Origin of the sequence: Curtobacterium sp. 'Ferrero' (assembly GCF_002412165.1) — a bacterium.
In the GTDB taxonomy this organism is placed as follows: Bacteria; Actinomycetota; Actinomycetes; order Actinomycetales; family Microbacteriaceae; genus Curtobacterium.
Genome location: NZ_NXIA01000001.1, coordinates 23428 through 45977, shown reverse-complemented (window position 1 = coordinate 45977; position 22550 = coordinate 23428). Strand labels below are relative to the sequence as shown.

Annotated in this window: 14 protein-coding genes and 1 tRNA gene; 11 read left to right on the top strand and 4 right to left on the bottom strand. The window is 72.3% G+C overall.

The features are described from left to right. Positions 1-43 precede the first annotated feature (43 nt). On the top strand, positions 44-3301 hold the full coding sequence (locus Csp2054_RS00170) for an ATP-dependent DNA helicase (RefSeq protein WP_176491474.1): 3258 nt from the start codon (positions 44-46) through the stop codon (positions 3299-3301). 136 nt (positions 3302-3437) lie between these two features. On the opposite strand, the gene Csp2054_RS00165 is transcribed toward Csp2054_RS00170, so the two are convergent. Further along, positions 3438-4436, bottom strand: coding sequence for a phosphotransferase (locus tag Csp2054_RS00165; RefSeq protein WP_096897611.1), 999 nt, complete (start codon positions 4434-4436; stop codon positions 3438-3440). A 201-nt stretch (positions 4437-4637) separates the two neighbouring features. On the opposite strand from Csp2054_RS00165, the gene nudC reads away from it, so the two are divergent. Continuing rightward, positions 4638-5573 (top strand): NAD(+) diphosphatase, encoded by a 936-nt coding sequence (nudC, locus tag Csp2054_RS00160; protein WP_096897227.1) that lies wholly within the window; start codon positions 4638-4640, stop codon positions 5571-5573. A gap of 119 nt (positions 5574-5692) precedes the next feature. Further along, positions 5693-7453 carry an ATP-dependent helicase gene (locus Csp2054_RS00155; RefSeq protein WP_096897225.1) on the top strand — a complete coding sequence of 587 codons (1761 nt, stop codon included), beginning with the start codon at positions 5693-5695 and terminating at the stop codon, positions 7451-7453. On the opposite strand, the gene Csp2054_RS00150 is transcribed toward Csp2054_RS00155, so the two are convergent. Further along, positions 7344-8384 carry a hypothetical protein gene (locus Csp2054_RS00150; protein WP_096897224.1) on the bottom strand — a complete coding sequence of 347 codons (1041 nt, stop codon included), beginning with the start codon at positions 8382-8384 and terminating at the stop codon, positions 7344-7346. The two genes, Csp2054_RS00155 and Csp2054_RS00150, sit on opposite strands and share 110 nt — an antisense overlap. A gap of 59 nt (positions 8385-8443) precedes the next feature. Beyond that, entirely contained in the window at positions 8444-9829 is a 1386-nt protein-coding gene (locus Csp2054_RS00145) for a zinc-dependent metalloprotease (protein WP_096897222.1), read from the bottom strand. Positions 9830-9933: 104 nt separating this feature from the next. Here Csp2054_RS00145 and Csp2054_RS00140 point away from each other — a divergent pair, with 104 nt between their 5' ends. From Csp2054_RS00140 to Csp2054_RS00125, 4 genes are all read left to right on the top strand, one after another. Next, entirely contained in the window at positions 9934-11043 is a 1110-nt protein-coding gene (locus Csp2054_RS00140; RefSeq protein ID WP_096897220.1) for a PDZ domain-containing protein, read from the top strand. A gap of 254 nt (positions 11044-11297) precedes the next feature. Next, positions 11298-14306, top strand: coding sequence for a UPF0182 family protein (locus Csp2054_RS00135; protein WP_176491473.1), 3009 nt, complete (start codon positions 11298-11300; stop codon positions 14304-14306). A 63-nt stretch (positions 14307-14369) separates the two neighbouring features. Further along, positions 14370-14446, top strand: a tRNA-Met gene (locus tag Csp2054_RS00130). 90 nt (positions 14447-14536) lie between these two features. Further along, complete coding sequence (locus Csp2054_RS00125) at positions 14537-15352, top strand: carbon-nitrogen hydrolase family protein (protein ID WP_096897218.1); 816 nt, start codon at positions 14537-14539, stop codon at positions 15350-15352. Positions 15353-16180: 828 nt separating this feature from the next. Here Csp2054_RS00125 and Csp2054_RS00120 read toward each other — a convergent pair. Beyond that, complete coding sequence (locus Csp2054_RS00120) at positions 16181-17383, bottom strand: aminotransferase class I/II-fold pyridoxal phosphate-dependent enzyme (RefSeq protein ID WP_096897215.1); 1203 nt, start codon at positions 17381-17383, stop codon at positions 16181-16183. Between the two features lie 162 nt (positions 17384-17545). Between Csp2054_RS00120 and Csp2054_RS00115 the strand changes: the two genes are divergently transcribed. The 4 genes from Csp2054_RS00115 (at position 17546) to Csp2054_RS00100 (ending at position 22544) form a co-directional block, all read left to right on the top strand. Then, entirely contained in the window at positions 17546-19621 is a 2076-nt protein-coding gene (locus Csp2054_RS00115) for a S1C family serine protease (protein WP_255252537.1), read from the top strand. Positions 19622-19774: 153 nt separating this feature from the next. Beyond that, on the top strand, positions 19775-20818 hold the full coding sequence (locus Csp2054_RS00110; RefSeq protein ID WP_096897213.1) for a glycosyltransferase family 2 protein: 1044 nt from the start codon (positions 19775-19777) through the stop codon (positions 20816-20818). Between the two features lie 5 nt (positions 20819-20823). After that, a complete protein-coding gene (locus Csp2054_RS00105; protein ID WP_096897608.1) occupies positions 20824-21639 on the top strand; it encodes a CDP-alcohol phosphatidyltransferase family protein in 816 nt (271 codons plus the stop codon). Further along, positions 21636-22544, top strand: a complete 909-nt coding sequence (locus Csp2054_RS00100) for a glycosyltransferase family 2 protein (RefSeq protein WP_176491472.1) — start codon at positions 21636-21638, stop codon at positions 22542-22544. Before Csp2054_RS00105 ends, Csp2054_RS00100 begins: the two co-directional genes overlap by 4 nt. The last annotated feature ends 6 nt before the right edge of the window (positions 22545-22550 follow it).

Sequence of the window (22550 nt, the reverse complement as noted above, 5' to 3'; positions counted from 1 at the left end):
AGACCACACCAGCACAGACCAGGCCAGTACGTCGCCGGCCGGCGTGCTGGAGCCGACCGCCGCGCTCCGGAGTGCCGACGAGATCGCGGACGCCCTGGGCCGGCCGCGCCCGACGGCCCAGCAGCGTGCCGTCATCGAGTCGCCGCTCGCCCCCGCGCTCGTGGTCGCCGGTGCCGGCAGCGGCAAGACCGAGACGATGGCCTCCCGCGTGGTGTGGCTCCTCGCCAACGGCATGGTCCGCCCCGACGAGGTCCTCGGCCTGACCTTCACCCGCAAGGCCGCCGGCGAGCTCTCGGTGCGGATCAACGACCGCATCCGTGCGCTCGAGGACGTCGGCCTGATCACGCCCGGCGACGCGTTCGAGGCCCCGACGGTGTCGACCTACAACGCCTTCGCCAACGCCGTCTTCCGCGAGAACGCCCTGCTGGTCGGACGCGACGGCGAGTCACAGGTCCTCACGGAGCCCTCGGCCTGGCAGCTCGCCCGCCGCGTCGTCGTCGACGCCCGGGACGACCGCTTGGCCGGACTCGACCGCGACGTCGACACGATCACCGCGGCGGTCGTCGCGCTCGCCGGTGCCGCCTCCGAGCACCTCGTCGAACCCGATCAGCTGCGCCGCTTCGCCGTCGAGTTCGCCGGCGTGCTCGAGCTGCCGGGCAACCGGGGCAAGCCGTACGCCGACGTCGTGAAGGCCGTGGCGGCGGTGGGGTCGCTCGAGCCGCTCGCCGACCTCGTCGAACGCTTCCGTCGACAGAAGATCGACCGGGGGTTCGTCGAGTTCTCCGACCAGATCGCCCTGGCGCTCGCCGCGGCCGAGTCGGCGCCGCGCGTGGTCGAGGACCTCCGGAACCGCTACGGCGTGGTGCTGCTCGACGAGTACCAGGACACGTCCGTCGTGCAGACGCGGTTCCTGGCACGGCTCTTCCGCGGGCACCCGGTGATGGCGGTCGGCGATCCGCACCAGTCGATCTACGGCTTCCGGGGAGCGAGCGCGGCGAACCTCGGACGCTTCCCGCGCGACTTCGGCACGACCACGGCCGCCGGGACCGCCCCCGGAGCGACGCCACCGGAGTCGACGACACCGGCGGAGACCGGCCCCGTGACCTACCCGCTCTCGACGAGCTGGCGGAACCCGGTCGACGTCCTCGCGGCCGCGAACGCCGTGGTCGCCCCGCTGTCCGAGGCCTCCGAGGTCCGGGTCGAGCGGCTCGCACCCCGGCCCGGTGCGGACGCCGGGACGGTCGAGGCGGTCTTCACCGAGACCCTGGCGGACGAGGCGGCCGCGGTCGCCGCCTGGTTCCGGGAGCACCGGCAGCGGGACCCGAAGGGCTCGATGGCCCTGCTGCTCCGGGCCCGCAAGGACCTGGCAGCGTTCACGTCGGCGCTGGCCGACCTGGCCGTGCCGTACCACGTCCTCGGGACCGGCGGCCTCCTGCGGCGTCCGGAGATCGTCGACCTCGTGGCGTGCCTCCGCGTGCTGCACGACCCGGCCGCCGGCAACGACCTCATCCGACTGCTCGCCGGGGCCCGGTGGCGGATCGGTGCCGCTGACATCGCCGCCTTGCACGACCTGGCGAAGTGGCTGTTCGGCCGCGACCACGGCCACCAGCGGCTCGACGACGACCTCACCGCGGCGTTCCGCGCCTCGGTGGCCGCGGGCGAGCACGGTTCGGTCGTCGACGCCCTCGACTTCGTGGCCACCGCGCCCGACGAGCACGGGGCACTCGCGCGGATCTCCACAGAGGGGCGAAGCCGGATGCGCGCGCTCGGCACCCAGTTGCAGTCGCTGCGGACCCGTGCGCGCGGGGACCTCGTCGACTTCGTCACGCTCGTCGTGCAGGAGATGCGGCTCGACGTCGAGGTGGCCGCGCACGAGCAGGGCAGCCAGACGTTCCTCGACGCGTTCCTCGACGAGCTCGCCGGGTTCGTCGCCACCGACGACCGTGCCGACCTCGGATCGTTCCTCGGCTGGATCGTCGCCGCCGCCCGTCGGGACGACATGGGTCCGCGCTCGGAGGAGCCCGAGGCCGGGACGGTGCAGATCCTCACGATCCACGGGTCGAAGGGCCTGGAGTGGGACGCGGTCGCCGTGCCGCGCATGGTCGAGGGCGCGCTGCCGGCACGCCCCCAGGAGGGGTCGTCCGGCTGGATCGGGTTCGGCCGGCTGCCGTACGAGTTCCGCGGCGACGCCGAGGAGCTCCCGCGGTTGGCGTGGCGCGGACGCCAGACGCAGCAGGAGGTCCGCGACGCGATCGACGTGTTCAAGGACGCCGTCAAGGCGCGGAACGAGGACGAGGAACGCCGGCTCACCTACGTCGCCCTGACCCGGGCCCGCCACGACCTGCTCGTCTCCGGGTCGTTCTGGTCGGGCGGGGTGCAGCCGACGGCGCCGAGCCGCTACCTGTCCGACCTCGTCGACGCCGGGGTCGTCCCCCCGGACGCCGTGCCGGAGGCCTCCGTGCACGAGTCGGACCCGCTCGGCGAGTCCGGTGCCTCGCAGTCCTGGCCGCACGAACCGTTCGGCAGGCGTGCCGCGCGGGTGCACGCGGCGGCCGAGCGGGTCCGGAACGCGAACCCGGCTGCGGCCGGACGGTTCGCCGCGGACATCGACCTGCTCCTCGCCGAACGTGCCGCCATCCGGAGTGCTCGGCACGCCGTGGTGGTGCCGCACCGGGTGCCGGCGTCGGGCTTCAAGGACTACCTCGCGGAACCGGACCGGGTCGCCGAGCGACTCCGGCGGCCGATGCCGGAGCGGCCGTACCGGGCGACGCGGCTCGGCACGCTCTTCCACCAGTGGGTCGAGCAGCGGGCGCGGAGCGGCGGCGGTCTCGAGACCCTCGACCTGTGGGACGGGGAGGCCGACCTCGACGCCGACGACCTCCGTGACGCGTCGGTGGACGCCGCCGTCACGGACGACGACGCCCGGCGCCTCGCCGCGTTCCAGGAGACCTTCGCGCGGTCCCGGTGGGCAGCGCTGACGCCGGTCGAGGTCGAGCGCGAGATCCACATCCCGTTCCTCGGGCACAGCATCGTGTGCAAGCTCGACGCCGTGTACGAGATCGACGGGCGCGCCGAGGTGGTCGACTGGAAGACGGGCAAGGCACCGACCGGCGCGCGCGACCTGGAGCAGCGGCAGCTGCAGCTCGCCCTGTACCGGGTGGCGTACGCGGAGTTCACCGGGCGGCCGGTCGACGAGGTCGACGCGGTGTTCTACTTCGTGGCCGACGACCTCGAGGTCCGGCCGACCGAGCTCCTCGACCGTGTCGCGCTCGAGCAGGCCTGGCGCGACGCGATCGGCTGACGCCGCAGGCGCCGACCTGCGACGACGGGCGCGCGGTCTGCGCAGGGTCAGTGCGCTCCGCACCCGGTCGGTGGGGCATCGGACGGGAGGCGCGGGACGGGCCCGCACCGTGCCTCCAGGCCGTCAGCGGGTCGCGTCAGCCGTGTCGATGTTCCGTCGACGACAGCAGCTGCTCGACCTCGCCGATCTCCATCGTCTCGGGGGACACCGACTGCAGCGGCGCCGCGCTCGGCGCGTGCACCGCGTCGACCAGGCGGTGCATCATCGCGACCGCGTCGTCGACGACCTCGGTGCTCTTCGCCTGGACCCCGTGCAGCAGCCACTGCGCGGTCTCCAGCTCGTGGTACACCCGGGCGCGCTGCGCGAGTTGGCGGTCCCGGGCGCCGCCGTTCGCCTCGTAGGCGCTCAGCACGGTCTCGAAGCCGTCCCGCCGCCCCGCGAGCACCCAGGCGAGGTCCTTCGCCGGGTCGCCGAGCCGGAGCTCACCCCAGCCGAGCACCCCGGTGACCGCATCGCGCTCGACGAGGAGCGCATCCGTCCCGAACGCGCCGTGCACGACCGTCGGCGTGAACTGCCAGAGCTGCTGGTCGCGGGCCGCACCCTCCCAACGCTCCTTGAGCGCGGCCGGCACGAGCTTCGTCGCGACCGCGCGGTCCATGACCGACACCGCGGAGCGCAGGACCTCGAACGGTGTGAGCGAGGGCAGGCCCGCGTCCGTCACGAAGCTCGTCGGCAGCTGGTGCACGGCCGCGACGGCCCGGCCGACGCTCGTGGCCAGCTCCGGCCGCTCGGCGAGGTCACGGAGCGCGGGGTGCGCGCCCGGCACGTAGGTGGTGACGATGGCGCGCGTCGAGCCGATCGGCGCCTGACCGCGGTACTCGGCCACGGCGAACGGGAGGCGCGTGCGGATCCCGGCGCTCAGCGCACGGATCGCCACGAGGTCGGCCGACTGTCGCGCCTCGGCGCGCTGGTTGCGCGGCCGGCGGATCGCCAGCACGTCGCCGTCGGCGTCGCGCAGCACCGCCGACTCGTAGTCCCCGGACGCGGCCGAGCCGAGCGTGCGCGTCCCGGTGACGACGAGCCCGGGCACGGCCGTCGTCGCCAACGCGGCTAGAGTGAACTGGGATCCCGCCATGCCCATCAGGGTAGGTCCGCGTCCACGCCAACCGGGCACGCCACGCTGGCCCGGGCGCGGTGCGCTCGCCGGGGCGGTCCCGCTCCGCGACACGATCGCGACACCGCAGCACCGCTGCCACACCGGCGCCGCTGCCGACACCGGACAGCACCGCCGCACCGGACACAACCGCCGCACCTGAACACCGAGGAGCCCTCCGCCGTGACCGTCGAGTTCGCCGCCAGACTGCCGCTGTCCCGCAACGAACTCGACCGCGATGCGGAGTTCCGGACCACCTCGGACCTCGAGCGCGTTCTCCGCGACGACCCGGAGACGCGGTACCTGCCGCTCCGCGGAGCCGAGATGCTGCGGAACGCCGACGGCACGCTCCGGTTCGTGACCGCCGCCGAGGTCCCCGACGGCACGGTGACGCTGTACCTCGGCAGGGCGATCGCCGACGCGCCGGACGCGCCCGCGGGCACACGGTTCGCCGCCGCTTTCGTCGACAGCGCCACCGCCGACGCCATCGAACCCGACGAGGACGCCTGGCAGAGCCTCCGGATGTTCGGCACCGAGCTGTCCGCCCGCGACCAGGGCCTCGCGGTCGAGGCTGTCGCGATGGCGAACTGGCACGCCGTGCACGGGTTCTCGCCCCGCACCGGGTCGGCCACCGACGTGGTCACCGGCGGCTGGGTCCGGCGCGACCCCGAGGGACACGAGCACTTCCCGCGGACCGACGCCGCGATCATCGTCGGGGTGACCGACGCCGACGACCGGATCCTGCTCGGCTCGAACGCCGCGTGGGACGCCGACCGGTACTCGTTGCTCGCCGGGTTCGTCGAACCGGGGGAGTCGCTCGAGGACGCCGTCCGCCGCGAGGTCTGGGAGGAGTCCGGTGTCCGCGTCGAGGAGCCCGAGTACCTCGGCAGCCAGCCCTGGCCGTTCCCGGCATCGCTCATGCTCGGCTTCCGGGCACGCGCCGTCGACGGTGACCCCACGACCGCCCGCCCCGACGGCGTCGAGATCCTCGACGTGCGGTGGTTCTCGCGCGACGAGGTCCGCGAGCGCGCCGGCGATACCCTGCTCCTGCCCGGCCGGACCTCCATCGCCCGCGCGATCATCGAGGAGTGGTACGGCGAGCCGCTGGACCTGCCGTGACCGTGGCCGTCGTGACCACGGCCGTCGTGGCCGCGGCCGTCGTGACCACGGCCGCCGTGACCGCGGCCGTGACCGTGGTGGTGCCGTGACCATGGTGCTGTCGTGATCTCGGTGCTGCCGTGACCCCGGGGCGCCCGGGTGCGGTCCCGGCCGTCCCGCCGCCGTCGCCCGAGCAGCTGCTCGCCGCGCTCGACGCCGAGCAGCGGACGGTCGCGCGCACGCTGCTCGGTCCCGTCGCCGTGCTCGCGGGTGCCGGGACCGGCAAGACGCGCGCCATCACCCACCGCATCGCCTACGGCGTCGCCACCGGGACGTACTCGCCGAACCACGTCCTCGCGCTGACGTTCACCACGCGGGCGGCGGGAGAGCTCCGGTCGCGGCTGCGCGCGCTCGGCGCGGGGACGGTGCAGGCGCGGACCTTCCACGCGGCGGCCATGGCACAGCTCAGCTACTTCTGGCCCGACACCGTCGGCGGACACGCACCGCGCATCGTCGAGTCGAAGGGTCGGGTGATCGCGCACGCGGCGGACACCGTCGGGCTGTACGTCGACACCCCGGTCCTGCGCGACCTCGCCGCCGAGGTCGAGTGGCGCAAGGTCCAGATGCTCACGCTCGAGGAGTACGAGGCGGCCGCAGCGGACCGGGTGATGCCGCGCGACACCACCCCGAGGCGGGTGGTCGACCTCATGAAGGCGTACGAGCAGCTCAAGGACGACCGGCGCCAGCTCGACTTCGAGGACGTCCTGCTCGCCACGCTCGGCATGATCGAGTCCGAGCCGCGCGTCGCCTCGTACGTCCGGCAGCAGTACCGGTTCTTCGTGGTCGACGAGTACCAGGACGTCTCCCCGGTGCAGCACGACCTGCTCCGCGCCTGGCTCGGCGGCCGTGACGACGTCTGCGTGGTCGGCGACGCGAGCCAGACGATCTACTCGTTCGCCGGGGCGTCGAGTCGGTACCTGCTCGGCTTCGGTGCGGAGTTCCCGCGGGGATCGGTCCTCCGCCTCGAGCGCAACTACCGTTCGACGCGCGAGGTCGTGCACGCCGCGAACACGCTCATGCGCGGGCAGCCCGGCGCGCTCGACCTGGTCGCCCAGGACCCGTCGCCCGGACCGGAGCCGACCGTCCTCGCGTGCGCGCACGACGGCGACGAGGCACAGACCATCGCCAGGACCGTCGCGGCGATCGTCGCCGACCCGGCGAACCACGCGTCCCACGGCGACGTCGCGGTGCTCTTCCGCGTCGGTGCGCAGTCCGCCGCCATCGAGTCGGCACTCGGACGCGCCGGTATCCCGTACCGGGTGCAGGGCGGGACGCGGTTCTTCGACCGGCCCGAGGTCAAGCTCGCGGTGCACCACATGCGTGGCGAGGCCGTCCGGCAGACCGATGACGAACTCACGCGGCGGGTCGGCCTCGTGCTGCAGGTCAGCGGATGGACCCCGACACCGCCGGAGGGGACCGGCGCGGTGCGGGAGCAGTGGGAGGCGCTACAGGCGATCATGGCGCTCGCCGAGGACGCCGCGGCGGGCACGACCATGCAGCAGTTCACGCAGGACCTCGTCGACCGGGCCGCGACGCACCACGAACCGGAGCTCGACGCCGTCACCCTCGCCACCCTGCACTCGTCGAAGGGGCTCGAATGGCCCCACGTCGTGATCGCCGGCGTGGCGGAGGGACTCCTGCCCATCTCGCACGCGACCACGGACGCCGAGGTCGACGAGGAGCGCCGGCTGTTCTACGTGGGGCTCACCCGCGCGCGGCGGTCGGTGACGGTCACCTGGTCGCGGCAGGGGTCGTCGCGTGCCGGGGGCCGTGCGCCGAGTCGGTTCCTGGCAGCCCTCGACAGGAACATCGTGGATGGGGGCGCACCGGTCGGCGGCTGACGCGCAGGTCGGCGCGGTCGAAGACGAGTTCCTCGTCGGTGCCGCGGCGGTCGCGCACCGTCGTCCCGCTCGGCAGCCAGGAGAGCACCAGGCCGACGGCGGCCGATGCCACCGCGGCGGTCCGCCAGGCGCCGAGCGAGGCAGCGGGCCGACCCCACACCTGCGCGGCGATCGCCGGCCAGGCGGGATCCGCGTCGACCCGGGCGTACTCGAGGCACTGCAGGCACGGCCCCGCGGGCACGGCGGTCGGACCCGGTCCTGGAGCCGCGCCCGGCACCGCCCCCGCGAGCCCGGCGATCGAGCCCGGTCCCCGCCCCGCCCCCGCGAGGTCGACGACCGGTCCGACGTGCACGGCACCGTCCCCGACGACGAGGGCCAGGTGCGGCACGTCCCGACGACTCCACGCTGCCCGCAGCGCCGGGTCCACCACGTGGTCGGCGACGACCACCGCGAACGACGGCTCGACCGGCTCGCCTGCCGCGGACAGGGCGGTCGACGCGCCGGCTGCGGTGACTGACGCGGACCGGGCGGTCGACGCGCCGGCTGCGGTGCCCGACGCGGACGGGACGGTCGTCGCCCCCGCCGTCCGGGTCACCGTCACGCCTGGCTCGCCGGAGAGCTGTCCGGCGACGGCGTCGGCCACCGGACCGGCGCCGTGCACGTGCACGAGCGACCCCGGGGGCGCAAGCGGCTCGACGACGGTCGGCGCGGCCGCGGCGAGGACGGCGGCCGCCACGGCCGGTGGACATCTCACGGCTGCGGCCAGCGCGCCGAGGGCGTCCCGACCGGTCTCCTGGCGCAGCCCGCAGAGGAACCGCTCCTCTGCCGTGGTCGGCACGGGCACCACCGCGCGCGGCGGGTCGACGCCGAGCTGCACGGTCGCCGGGTCCCGCCAGACGAACTCGAGCGTCGGGTCGATGCGGATGCCCATGCCCCCACCGTCCCGCACGTCGGGTGCGGTCGGGGAGCGCTCGGGCGATCTGTGGAGAACTAGTCCTGCCGGCCGCCGTCCGGGTCCTCGTCGACGCGGCCCTGCTCGTCCTCGTGCGGACGTTCCCCCGTGGCGTCGTTGAGCAGGTCCTCGAGCGCACGGTCGAACTCGTCGTCCTCGGCGGAGCGTCCGGGGTTCCGCAGCCGGAGCACGAGCGCGTCCGGCGAGTCGATGTCCTCCGAGGTCGGGACGGCGTCGAAGTGTGCCCACAGGGCGTCGCGTGCCTCGGCGCCGAGCTCGTCGGAGACCCGCTGCCACATCGCCGCGGCCTCACGGAGGCGCCGCGGACGGAGCTCGAGGCCGACGAGCGTCGCGAACGCGGACTCGGCCGGCCCGCCCGCCGCACGGCGTCGGCGGACCATCTCGGCGATCGCGTCGGACTTCGGCAGCCGCTCGGTCGCGGCCGCGGTCACGGTGTCGACCCAGCCCTCCACGAGCGCCAGCATCGTCTCGAGCCGGGCGAGCGCGGCGTCCTGCTCGGGGGTCCGCGGCGGGATCAGGGCGCCGGACGCGAGAGCGTCGCGGAGCTGCTCCTGGTCGGTCGGGTCGATGTCCGCGGCGAGCTCCTCGACGCGGTCGAACGGGATGTGGATCCCCTTCGCGTAGTCGGTGATCGACGAGATGATGTGCAGTCGCAGCCAGCGGGCCGACCGGAAGAGCCGCGCGTGTGCGAGCTCCCGGACCGCCAGGTAGATGCGGACCTCGTCCTCGGGGACGTCGAGGCCCTCGGCGAACTCCGCCACGTTCTGCGGCAGGAGCGCCGCGACCTGCTCGTCGAGGAGCGGCACGCCGACGTCGCCACCGGAGACGACCTCCTTCGACAGCTGGCCGACGACCTGGCCGAGCTGGATCGCGAAGAGCGCGCCGCCGACGCCGCGCATCGCCTTCGAGACGTCGCCGAGCATCGCCTTGAGCTCCTCCGGGGCGCGCTGCTCGATCGCCTCGGTGAGCGCGTTCGCGATGCTCGTCGCCACCGGGCCGGCGATCTGCGTCCACACCGGGGCCGTCGCCCGCGCCCACTGCTCGCGCGTGTAGAGGCTCGGGGTGGCGGTCAGCTCGGGGACGTCGGTGACCTCGTCGAGCCAGAGTGCCGCGACCTGGAACGCCTGCGTCGCCGCCTGGCTCGTCGCGGGGTCGACGGGGTGTGCGCCGTCGCGGGCGATCGCCGTCGCGCGCTCGGCGGTCACGGAGAAGTCGATGCCGTCCCCGCCCGACTGCGCCGCCCGCTGGAGCTGGCTCATCAGGTTGGCCACGAAGGCCGGGTCGTTCGGCAGGCCCGCGGCACCGGCGAGCTGCGACGGGTCGATCTGGCCCTCGCCGGAGAGCAGCTTGCGCAGCATCTCCTGGAAGTCGTCGTCCGGCCCCGGCTGTGGTTCATCAGGCATGCCGACTACGCTAATCGCTGCTCGCGGGCCCGCGCCTGGGACGCTCCCGTGGGAACGCCCTGACCGCTGCGCCGAGGGCGAACACCCTCGTGGAAGGACCCTGCGTGACGCTCTTCGCCCCCGAGCCCCGCCGTCGATCGCGCTCCCGGACGCTCGGTTGGGCGTTCCTCGTCGGCGCGGTCCTCATCGGTCTCCTCGCGAGCTTCCTGCCGAGCCCGTACCTCATCGAGGTGCCCGGCCCCGTGTACAACACCATCGGCACGCAGCGGCAGGGCGAGGGCAAGGACGCGAAGGACGTCGAGCTCATCCAGATCTCCGGACGGAAGACGTACCCGACGAAGGGCGCCCTCGACATGCTGACGGTCGGCGTCCAGGGCGACGCGACCCACCGGCCGAGCTGGACGAGCGTCATCCGAGCGCTCTTCACGAAGTCCCAGGCCGTGATCCCCGCGTCGGCGATCTACCCGCCCGGCACCACGACCGAGCAGGTCAGCCAACAGGACAGCGCGGACATGCAGTCGTCGCAGCAGTCGGCGGTCGCCGCGGCCCTCGTGCAGCAGGGCATCCGGGTCCCGACCGAGCTCGTCGTCGGCACCGTGCAGCCGGGGTCCGCCGCCGACGGACAGCTCCGCAAGGGTGACGTCGTCACCGCGTTCGACGGCACCGACCTGACCCGCGACGCCGACGCGACGACCCTGCGGGAGGCCGTCGCGAAGCACGGGACGAGCAGCCCGGCGACCGTCGTCGTCGACCGCGACGGCACCGCGCGCACCCTCCGCATCACCCCGCGCGACCAGGACGGCACCCCGCTGCTCGGCGTCGGGGTGACCGAGCGGTACGACTTCCCCTTCGACGTCACGATCACCCTGCAGGACGTCGGCGGCCCGTCCGCGGGCATGATGTTCGCGCTCGGGATCATCGACGAGATCACGCCGGGAGCCCTCAACGGCGGGAAGCACGTCGCGGGCACCGGCACGATCTCGATCGACGGCGAGGTCGGCGCCATCGGCGGCATCCGTCAGAAGATGTACGGCGCGAAGGACGCGGGCGCGACCGTCTTCCTCGCACCCGCCGACAACTGCGACGAGGTCGTCGGCCACGTGCCGGAGGGGCTCGACGTCTACAAGGTCGCCACGCTCGACCAGGCGGTCACCGACCTGCAGACCATCGCCTCCGGCGGGAGCACCGCGAAGCTCGCGCGCTGCACGTCGTAGCGCCGGCCACACGCGCCACGCGACGTGCGCGCACGTCGCGATGCGTGCCTCCAGGCGGACGGACAGGAGGCTCGGATCGCCTTCCTGAGTCGTCGCACAGTTTCACTGTCGGTCACGACCAATAGGATCGGGGCACTGACGGCCCGCCGCGCCGGGCCCGCCGGTCCGACACGTCTGGAGCACATCAAGTGACGTCAACCTCGTCCACCTCGGGTCCTTCCTCTTCCGGGCGGCGGTCGCCGCGGGTCCCGATCGTGGTCACGATCATCGTGCTGGCCGCACTGGTGATCGGCTTCTTCATCTTCGCCAGCCTGTACACCGACTACGCCTGGTACGCGCAGCTCGGCTTCCAGCAGGTCCTCACCACGCGGTGGGTCGCCGGGACGCTGATGTTCTTCGCGGGCTTCCTCGGCATGGCGGTCCCCGTGTACGTGAGCATCGCGCTCGCGTTCCGGTTCCGGCCCGTCTACGCGAAGCTCAACTCACAGCTCGACCGGTACCAGCAGGTCATCGAGCCGCTGCGACGGGCGGTGATGATCGGCATCCCGGTCGTGCTCGGCATCTTCGCGGGGCTGTCCACCGCGGGGCGCTGGAGCATGGTCCTCGAGTACTTCAACCGGACGTCGTTCGGCAAGAAGGACCCGCAGTTCGGCCTCGACGTCGGCTTCTACGTGTTCGAGCTGCCGTTCTGGCGCTCGACCGTGGCCTACTCGTCGGCCGTCGTGCTCATCGCCGGCCTCGCCGCGCTCGCCGCCCTCTACCTCTACGGTGCCATGCGGTTCGGCGGGCGCGAGGTGCGCATCTCCCGCGCCGCGCGCATCCAGCTCGCCGTCACGGCAGCCGTCTACATCGCGCTGCAGGCCGTCAGCCTGTGGCTGGACCAGTACGCCACCCTGATCAAGGACAACTCGATCATCACCGGTGCGCAGTACACCGAGGTCAACGCGACGATCCCCGGCCGCGAGATCATGGCCGGTATCGCCGCGATCGTCGCGATCCTGTTCATCGTCACCGCGGTGATCGGCCGCTGGCGCATCTCGATCGTCGGCACCGGCCTGCTGCTCGTCGCCGCGATCGTCATCGGCGGCATCTACCCCTGGATCGTGCAGCGCCTGCAGGTGAAGCCGTCCGAGCGGTCCTTCGAGTCGTCGTACATCCAGCGCAACATCGACGCCACGCGCGACGCCTACGGGGTGGCGGACGTCCAGGAGCGCAACTACAACGCCACGACGAACGCCTCCACCGGGCAGCTCGCCTCGGACGCGCAGACCACCGCGAACATCCGGCTGATCGACCCGAAGATCGTCTCCGACACCTTCAGCCAGCTGCAGCAGTACCGGCAGTACTACCAGTTCCCGAACACGCTCGACGTCGACCGCTACGACATCAAGGGCCAGACCGAGGACACGGTGATCGCGGTCCGCGACATCAACCTCGACGGGCTGAGCAGCAAGGCGAACACCCAGTACAACCGCACGTTCGTGTACACCCACGGCTTCGGCGTCACCGCGGCGTACGGCAACCAGCGGGCCAGCGACGGCAAGCCGGTGTTCCTCGAGTCCGGCATCCCCGCCAGCGGTGCCCTGGGCGACTACCAGCAGCGGGTGTACTTCGGCGAGACCTCGCCGCCGTACTCGATCGTCGGCGCTCCGAAGAGCGCGAAGGCCGTCGAGCTCGACTACCCGTCGGGGTCCGAGGAGTCCGACGACAACGGCGGCAACGCGACCACGACCTACTCCGGCAACGGCGGGCCGAGCCTCGGCAACTTCTTCAACCGACTCGTCTACGCGGCGAAGTTCCAGTCGGAGCAGATCCTGCTGTCGAACGCGGTCAACCAGGACTCGCAGATCCTGTACGACCGCAACCCGATCCAGCGCGTGCAGAAGGTCGCGCCCTACCTGACGACGGACAAGGACGCCTACCCGGCGATCGTCGACCACCGCATCGTGTGGATCGTCGACGGCTACACCACGACGAACGCCTACCCGTACTCGCAGAGCCAGAGCCTCGACGCGAGCATCAACGGCAGCGACGGCTCGGCGTACAGCACCGACCAGATCAACTACATCCGCAACTCGGTGAAGGCCACCGTGGACGCGTACACCGGCAAGGTGACGCTCTACGCGTGGGACACGTCCGACCCGATCCTCAAGACGTGGCAGAAGATCTTCCCGACCTCGCTCCAGCCGGTCTCCTCGATGAGCGCCGAGCTGCTCGACCACGTCCGGTACCCGACCGACCTGTTCAAGGTGCAGCGGTCGATCCTCGGCACCTACCACGTGACGAACGCCAACTCGTTCTACTCCGGCGACGACGCGTGGGCGACACCGCAGGAACCGACGACCGAGGCGAACTCGACGAGCGACTCGACCGACCAGACGACCACGACGAACGCCCTCGGCACGCAGACGACCACCACGCGGACGAACCTGCAGGACCCGTACTACCTGACGATGAAGGTGCCGGGCTCCCAGACGAAGTACTCGATCTACACCACGTACATCCCCCAGCAGTCGGGGAGTGCCGACAGCCGGAACGTGCTGACCGGGTACCTCGCGGCGGACTCCGACGCGGGCGGGGCCGGCAAGGGCAAGAAGGCGTCCGGCTACGGCAAGCTCACACTGTTGACGATGCCGAAGACCGACAACATCCCCGGTCCGCTGCAGGTGCAGAACCTGTTCAACTCGGACACGAACGTGTCCCAGGAGCTGAACATCCTGAAGCGGGGCAACTCGACGGTGAAGCAGGGCAACCTGCTGACGCTGCCGGTGGGCGGCGGCTTCCTCTACGTGCAGCCGGTGTACGTGCAGTCGACGTCGAGCGGCTCGTACCCGTTGCTGCAGAAGGTGCTCGTCGCGTTCGGTGACAACATCGCGTTCGAGGACACCCTCGACCAGGCGCTCGACAAGCTGTTCGGCGGCAACTCCGGTGCGAACGCCGGCGACCAGGGCGTGTCCGACGGTTCGTCGTCGTCGGGCTCGGGTTCGTCCTCGGGCTCCGGGTCGTCGTCCGGCTCGGGTTCGTCCTCGGGCTCCGGGTCGTCCTCAGGCTCGGGCTCGTCGTCGGGTTCGGGTTCGTCGTCCGGCTCGAGCTCCGGCAGCGTGGACAACACGGCGCTGCAGGCAGCCCTCGACGATGCGAAGCAGGCGCTCGCGGACCGGCAGGCCGCCTACGCGAAGAACGACCTCGTCGCCGCGGCGGAGGCCGACCAGCGCCTCCAGGACGCGATCGAGGCGGCGACGAAGGCCGAGGGCGGGAACTGACACACCGTGGCGGGGCGCTCGATTTGCGCCCCGCCACGGGCCCCGCTAGGCTGTACGACGTGCCGCGGGGTGGAGCAGTTCGGTAGCTCGCTGGGCTCATAACCCAGAGGTCGTAGGTTCAAATCCTGCCCCCGCAACCAAGTGGCGCAAGGCCCCGGTCCGTTGGACCGGGGCCTTCGTCGTGTCTGCGACGTTGTCGACGGTCACCGCGTGCTCGGTACGCTCGGCCCATGGGCTCCCTGACGATCGCCGCAGCGCAGTTCGCTCCCACCGCCGACCCGGACGCGAACCTCGACACCATCCGGTCCTTCGCCGAGCAGGCGGTCGACCGCGGTGCGCACCTGCTCGTGACGCCCGAGTACAGCTCGTACTTCACGTCGGACATCGACGACGCGTTCGTGGCGGCAGCCCAGCCGCTCGACGGGACGTTCGTCACCGGACTCCGGGCGATGGCACGGGAGGTCGGCCTCGCGCTGATCGTCGGCGTGAGCGAGAGGGCCGGCGCGCCGGATCGGTTCCGGAACACGCTGGTGGCCGTGCTGCCCGACGGCTCGATCGCCGAGACCTACCGGAAGGTGCACCTGTACGACGCGTTCGGTTCCCGCGAGTCCGACCGGATCGAGCCGGGGGATCCCGAGCAGCTGTCGGTCGTCACGGTCGCCGGCGTGCGGGTCGGGCTCGAGACCTGCTACGACCTGCGCTTCCCTGAGGTCACCCGTCGGCTCGTCGCGACCGAGCACGGTGCGGCGGACGTGGTGGTGGTGCCGGCGGAGTGGGTGCGCGGTCCCGGGAAGGAGCACCACTGGCGGACGCTCCTCACGGCTCGGGCGATCGAGAACACCGTGTGGGTGGCCGGGGTCGGGCAGACTCCGCCCGTGGGCATCGGCGGGTCGGCCGTCCTGGACCCGAGCGGGGTGGCCGTCGCCGCTGCCGGAGTTGCTCCCGGCCTCGTGGTGGCCACGATCGATACCGGGATGACGGACGCGGTACGGACGGTGAACCCGTCGCTCGGACTCCGTCGTTACGAGGTCGTCCCGCGTCACTGAGCAGACGATGCACGTCGCTGCTGCGGCGCTCGCAGCCGTCGTCGCCGTCGCCGCGCTGCCCTGTGTCCGATCGCGAGCGGGCGTTTCCGGCCGCATCTCGTCGCTCCGTCCGGCAACGATCGCCCGCTCGATCTCAGGGTCGGGCGGGTTGCTGGGCGATGGCGCACGTGACCCCGTCGAACGGGCGAGAACGTCCGGAAGCCCGTCCGCCCACGCGCACGATTCGCCCGCTCGAGCAGCCTGGTGCCGGCGTCGAACGCGGCCTGGGTTCCGGCTGGGGCTCCCGCCAGCTCGAGCGGGCGAATTCCGCCGGTGAACGCGGGCGCTGGTGACCGGAAATACCCGCTCGCGTGTGGTGGGGGTCCGGTCGACCTCAGCGGGCGAATGCTGCGGCTGATCGAAGCTCGGGACAACCGGAATCGCCCGCTCGCGGATACGAGGCGCTGGTGACCGGAAACGCCCGCCCGCGTGTGGTGCTGGTCCGGTCGAGCCCAGCGGGCGAATGCTGCAGCCGCTCGAAGCGTGGGACGACCGGAATCGCCCGCTCGCGGACACGAGGTGCTGGTGAGGGACGCACGAGCAGGTCCCGCAGGCCGAACGGGCGCTTTCCTCCGGTGAGCGCGCGCGCTGGTGACCGGAAATGTCCGCTCGCGTGTGGTGGGGGTCCGGTCGACGTCAGCGGGCGAATGCTGCGGCCGCTTGAGGCGTGGGACGACCGGAATAGCCCGCTCGCGGAAGTGAGGCGCTGGTGACCGGGAACGCCCGCTCGCGGACACGAGGTGCCGTTGACCGGGGACGCCCGCTCGCGGGTGGTGCGGGTTCGGCGGCTCAGCGGGCGGGAGCGAGCGCGGCGAGCCTGCCGGCCGCATCCTCGAGCACGGAGCGCCGCTTGCAGAACGCGAACCGCACGAGCGACCGGTACCCCTGCACGTGCTCGGGACGGACGAACGCGGACACCGGCACACCGACCACCCCGGCGCGCTCGGGGAGTGCCAGGCACAGCTCGCGGGCGTCGTCGAACCCGAGCGGTGCGGCATCGGCGATGACGAAGTACCCGCCGTCCGGACGGAGGACGTCGAAGCCCGCGGTGCGGAGCCCGGCGGACAGCAGCTCGTGCTTCTCAGCCAGGTCGGCAGCGATCCCCGTGAAGACGGCGTCCGGCAGCCGGAGACCCGCGGCCACGGCGGGCTGGAACGGCGCACCGTTGACGTAGGTCAGGAACTGCTTGACGGTGGTGACGGCGTCGACGAGCGCCGGGGGAGCGGTGAGCCAGCCGATCTTCCAGCCGGTGGTGCTGAAGGTCTTCCCAGCGCTCGAGATCGTGACCGTGCGCTCCTCGGCACCCGGCAGCGTGGCGGTCGGCACGTGCGGGGTCGTGAACGTCAGGTGCTCGTAGACCTCGTCCGTGACGATCAGGGCGTCGTGGCGTGCGGCGAGCTCGACGACGACCTGGAGGACCTCGGTGGGGAGCACCCGGCCGGTCGGGTTGTGCGGGGTGTTCACGAGGACCACGCGGGTGCGGTCGGTGATCGCCGCTCGGAGTGCGGCCTCGTCGGGCAGGAACTCCGGGGCGGTGAGGGGGACGGTGACGTGGGTGCCCCCGGCGAGCCGGATCAGGGCCCCGTAGGCGTCGTAGAACGGCTCGAAGGTGACCACCTCGTCACCCGGCTCGACGAACGCCAGGAGGGTCGCGGCCAGGGCTTCGGTGGCGCCCGCGGTGACGAGGACCTCGCGGTCGGGGTCGAGGTCGATGCCGTACCACCGGGACTGGTGCTCGGCGATCGCCGCTCGGAGCTCGGGGACGCCCCGGCCCGGTGGGTACTGGTTCGCTCCCGACCGGATCGCGTCGACGGCCGCGTCGAGCACTTCGCGGGGGCCGTCCTCGTCCGGGAAGCCCTGCCCGAGGTTGACCGCTCCGGTGGCGGCGGCGAGGGCACTCATCTCCGCGAACACCGTCGGTGCCGGCACGCCGTCGGATCCGAGGAGCATCGCACCCTCCGCTGCTCGGAGCCAGGGACCGTCGAGACCCATGCCGTTCCTCCCGGGGACGTCGTCGTGTGGGACGTCCTCAACCTACCGGCGCGCCGTCCTCAGCCCACGCATACGATCGCCATAGGGCGCTCGCAGCCGGGCCAGGACCGGCGCTCAGGTGGGTGCGACAGACTGCACGAGCTTGAAAGGAGCACGTCCAGCATGACCGACACCACGCGCAACGGGCAGGGCGACGACCACCGTCCGGACGACACCAACGACCGCGAGTCCGTCGACCGGACCGCGTCGACGCCCCACGGCACGGACCACGTCGCTGGAGACGGCGCGCCCGCCGACCACGACGCCACCGACCACACGGACGTGATCGAGCCCGCGGCCGCGAACGAGACGGACGTGCTGCCGCGTGCCTCGAGCGACGACCAGGCGACCTCCCAGTACACGGCGCCCTACCCGATCCAGGGCGGTTCCGGCCAGGCGAGTGGCTACGGCCAGGGCGACTCCCAGTACGGCCAGACCAGCCAGTACGGCCAGGCGAGCGGCTACGGCCAGGGTGGCTCCCAGTACGGCCAGGCGAGCGGCTACGGCCAGGGCGGCTCCCCGTACGGCCAGGCGACCGGGTACGGCCAGGGCGACTCCCAGTACGGCCAGACCAGCCAGTACGGCCGAGGCGACTCCCAGTACGGCCAGACCGATCAGTACGGCCAGACGAGCCAGTACGGCCAGACGAGCCAGTACGGCCAGACCAGCCCCTACGGCGCACACGGCTCGCAGTACGGCCAGGACAACCAGTCGTCACCGTACGGCCAGGCTCCCCGGTCCGACGGCGACCGTCCCCGCTACGGCGAGTACGCCCAGCAGCCGTACGGCCAGTACGCCTCGGCCCAGCAGCCCACGTCCGCACACGAGGCCCCGATGTCGGCGACCGACTCGTCCGGCGCTCCCGCCTCCGCCGACGCCTCCGCGTTCGGCAACGTCGACGGCGCAGCCCAGCGCAACGGCCACTACTTCGCCGACGCCTCCGGCCGCTACCCGGGCCAGGGCGCCAGCGCGAACACCGCGACCACCACGCGCCGCTCCGGCCTCGTCATCCCGCTCGTCGCGGCCGCGGTCATCGCCGGCCTCATCGGCGGCGGAGCGGGCTGGCTCGCCGGACACGCGAACACCGGCAGTGGCACCCCGACGAGCAGCTCCGCGCAGAGCGGCGGCAACCTCACGGTGAACGACTACAACAACGCCACGGTCGTCACCGCGGTGGCCGCGCAGGCGACCCCGTCCGTCGTGACGATCAACGTCTCGGCGAGCAGCGAGGCCGGCACCGGCTCGGGCGTCGTGTTCAGCAAGGACGGCTACATCGTCACGAACACGCACGTCGTCACGCTCGACGGTGACAGCTCCAACGGCACCATCACGGTGACCACGTCCGACGGCAAGATCTACCCGGCCAAGCTCATCGGGACGGACCCCACGGTCGACCTGGCCGTCATCAAGATCGACGCGACCGACCTCAAGCCGATCACGTTCGCCGACTCGACCAACCTCAACGTCGGCGACACCGCGGTGGCGATCGGTGCGCCGCTCGGCCTGTCGAACACCGTGACGGACGGCATCGTCTCCACGCTGAACCGCAGCATCCAGGTGACCTCGAGCGCCCCCAGCCAGGGCGGCGACTCGAACCAGGGCGGCAACGGCAACCAGAACGGCCCGTTCAACTTCTGGGGCAACGGCGACAACGGCTCGAGCTCCTCCGCGAGCGACACGGTGTCCCTCCCGGTGATCCAGACGGACGCGTCGATCAACCCCGGCAACTCGGGCGGCGCCCTGCTCGACTCCAAGGGCAAGCTGATCGGCATCAACGTCGCGATCGCGTCGGCGAGCAGCTCGTCGTCGTCCTCGGACTCGCAGTCCGGCAGCATCGGTGTCGGCTTCTCGATCCCGTCGAACCTGGTCAAGCGGGTCGCCAACGAGATCAAGGACAACGGTTCGGCCACGCACGGCCTGCTCGGCGCCACGGTCGGCGACGCCGCCGACGCGTCCAACGCAACGCAGATGGGTGCGCTGATCAAGTCGGTGTCCTCGGGCGGTGCTGCCGCGAAGGCCGGCCTCAAGGCCGGTGACGTCGTCACCAAGATCGGCTCGGCCACGGTGTCGGACGCGACCGACCTGACCGCTCAGGTCCGCTACTTCGCCGGTGGCGCGAAGACGCAGATCACCTACCTGCGCGGCGGTCAGAGCTACACGACGGACGTGACCCTCGGCACCTTCGACAGCAAGGGCTGACGGCCACCACCCACCGGACGGGAGGCACGGTGCCAGCTGGCACCGTGCCTCCCGTCCGTCGGTGCGCAGCCACTTGATAGGCTCATGGTCGCTCTGCGGGGCGGCACCGCGCGCGGTGCGCCCCGCGCACCCAGCCACCACCCCGAGGGACGCATGCAGCCAGACGGACAGCCCCTGCCGGGCGTCTCGTACGTGATGCCCGTGCTCAACGAGGTCACCGAGGTCCGTGCTGCCGTCCAGAGCCTGCTCGACCAGGACTACGCCGGGCCGTTCGAGGTCATCCTCGCGCTCGGGCCGTCGATCGACGGGACGAACGAGCTCGTGGCGGAGATGAGCGCCGCCGACCCGCGCATCCGGGCGATCGACAACCCGGTGGGGTCGACGCCGGCCGGGCTCAACGTGGCGATCCGCGCGTCCGTGCACCCCGTCGTGGTCCGGGTCGACGCGCACTCGGTGCTGCCGCAGGACTACACGCGGATCGCGGTCCGGGTGCTGCAGGAGTCCGGCGCGGACAACGTCGGCGGGATCATGCACGCCGAGGGGCGCACGCCGTTCGAGCGGGCGGTGGCGCTCGCGTACGGCAGCCGGGTCGGTCTCGGTGGCACCCCGCACCACGTCGGCGGGCAGGCCGGACCGGCGGAGACGGCCTACCTCGGGGTGTTCCGGCGTGACCGTCTGTTCGAGGTCGGGCTGTTCGACGAGGGCATCAAGCGCGGGCAGGACTGGGAACTGAACCGCCGACTGCGGCAGACCGGTGGGACCGTGTGGTTCACGCCGGAGCTGGTCGTCACGTACCGGCCGCGCCCGAGCCTGCGGCGGCTCGTGCGGCAGTTCGTCGCGACCGGGTTGTGGCGCGGTGAGCTCGCGCGTCGCTTCCCCGCGCACAACGGCCTGCGCTACTTCGTGCCCCCGGCGATGGTCGCGGCCATGGCCGTCGGGATCATCGCGGGCGTCATCGGTATCGTCGGCGCCGCCACCGGGACGGGCGCGGCCTGGGCGCTGCTCGGGTTCGTCGTCCCCGCCGTCTACCTGCTCTTCGTCGTGCTCGGCGCGGTGGCCGTCGCACGACGATCCGGGGCCGCGACGCTGCTCTGGCTCCTCGTCGTCCTGCCGTGCATCCACGTCGGGTGGGGCGTCGGGTTCATCATCGGCTTCCTCACCAGGACGTCCGAGCTCACCACGCACACGGGACGGTGACCGCCATGTCCGACCAGACCGCCGGCCGCTCCGGGCGCCCGTCGTCCATCGCAGAACTCCGAGCCGTGGCACAGCCCGACGCCGTGCGGATGCGGGCGAACGCCGAGCACTGGACGGCGTCGCTCTACCTCCGTGACGTCTCGCCGTACCTGACGTGGGTGCTGCTGAAGACCCGGGCGAGCGCGAACCAGGTGACCGGCCTGATGATCCTCGTCGGGTGGAGCGTCGCGGCGGCCTTGCTCGTCCCGGGCATCTGGGGTGCCGCGCTCGCGCTCGTGCTCGGGCAGCTGCAGATGCTCGTCGACTGCAGCGACGGCGAGGTCGCACGCTGGCGGGGGACGCACTCGCCCGCCGGGGTGTTCCTCGACAAGGTGGGGCACTACACGACCGAAGGGCTCATCCCGATCGCCCTCGGCATCCGTGCGGCCACGTGGCCGATCCACGACGGCGACTGGATGTGGACGACGATCGGCTGCGCGCTCGGGCTCGTGATCGTCCTCAACAAGGCCCTCAACGACATGGTCCACGTCGCCCGCGCGAACGCCGGCCTCGAGAAGCTGGTCGACCGTCGTGACGCCTCGACCGCACCGTCCGGCCGCCGACTCGCGACGCTGCGGAAGGCCGCGCGGTTCCTGCCGTTCCACCGGCTCTACCACTCGGTCGAGCTCAGCATCCTGGCGTTCGTCTTCGCGCTGCTCGGACTCGTGATCGGCGACACGCTCGCCTCGCGCATCCTCGTCGGTGCCCTGCTGCCGCTCGCGGTCCTCGCCACCGCGGGACACTTCCTCGCCATCATCGCGTCGAAGCGGGTCCGGGCGTGACGCCCGCGACGACCCGGCGGCACGCGGTCGTGCACCGGGACCGGCCGCGGATCGCCGTCGTCAGCCTCACGCAGGGGACCCGGCCGGACGACCTCCGCCGCGGTCTCGAGAGCGTGCTCGCGCAGCAGGACGTCGAGCTCGACGTCGTGTGCGTCGGCAACGGGTGGGAGCCGACCGGCCTCCCCGACGGCGTCCGCCCGCTCGCACTGCCGGAGAACGTCGGGATCCCGGCCGGCCGGAACTCCGGTGCCGAGGTCGTCGACGGCGACTACGTGTTCTTCCTCGACGACGACGCGTCGATCCCGTCGCCGACGTTCCTGCGGGACGCCGTCGACCGGTTCGAGCACGACCCGTCGTTGGGACTGGTCCAGCCGCGGGTGGTCGACCCGTCGGGTGCCGCGAACCCCACGCGGTGGATCCCACGCATCCGCAAGGGGTCGCCGTCGGAGTCGTCGCCGGTCTTCTCCGTGTGGGAGGGGGCCGTCGTGCTGCCCATGGACGTCTACCGCACGGTGGGTGGCTGGGGAGCGCCGTACTTCTACGCGCACGAGGGCATCGAGCTCGCCTGGCGCGTGTGGGATGCCGGACGTCGTGCCTGGTACGCGGGCGAGCTGGTCGCGCACCACCCCGCGATCGACCCCGCGCGGCACCGCGAGTACTACCGGCTGAACGCCCGGAACCGCGTGTGGCTCGCCCGACGGAACCTGCCGCCGGTACTGCGCCCGTTCTACGTCGGGTCGTGGGCGGCGATCCAGGTCGCTCGCTGGTGGCGGCACCCCCGGCGTCTGGCGACCTGGTTCGGTGGCGTCCGCGAGGGCTGGACCACCGACTGCGGCCCGGCCGCGACCATGGGCTGGCTCACCATCGGTCGCATGACGCTCGCCGGCCGTCCCCCGATCATCTGAGGAGAC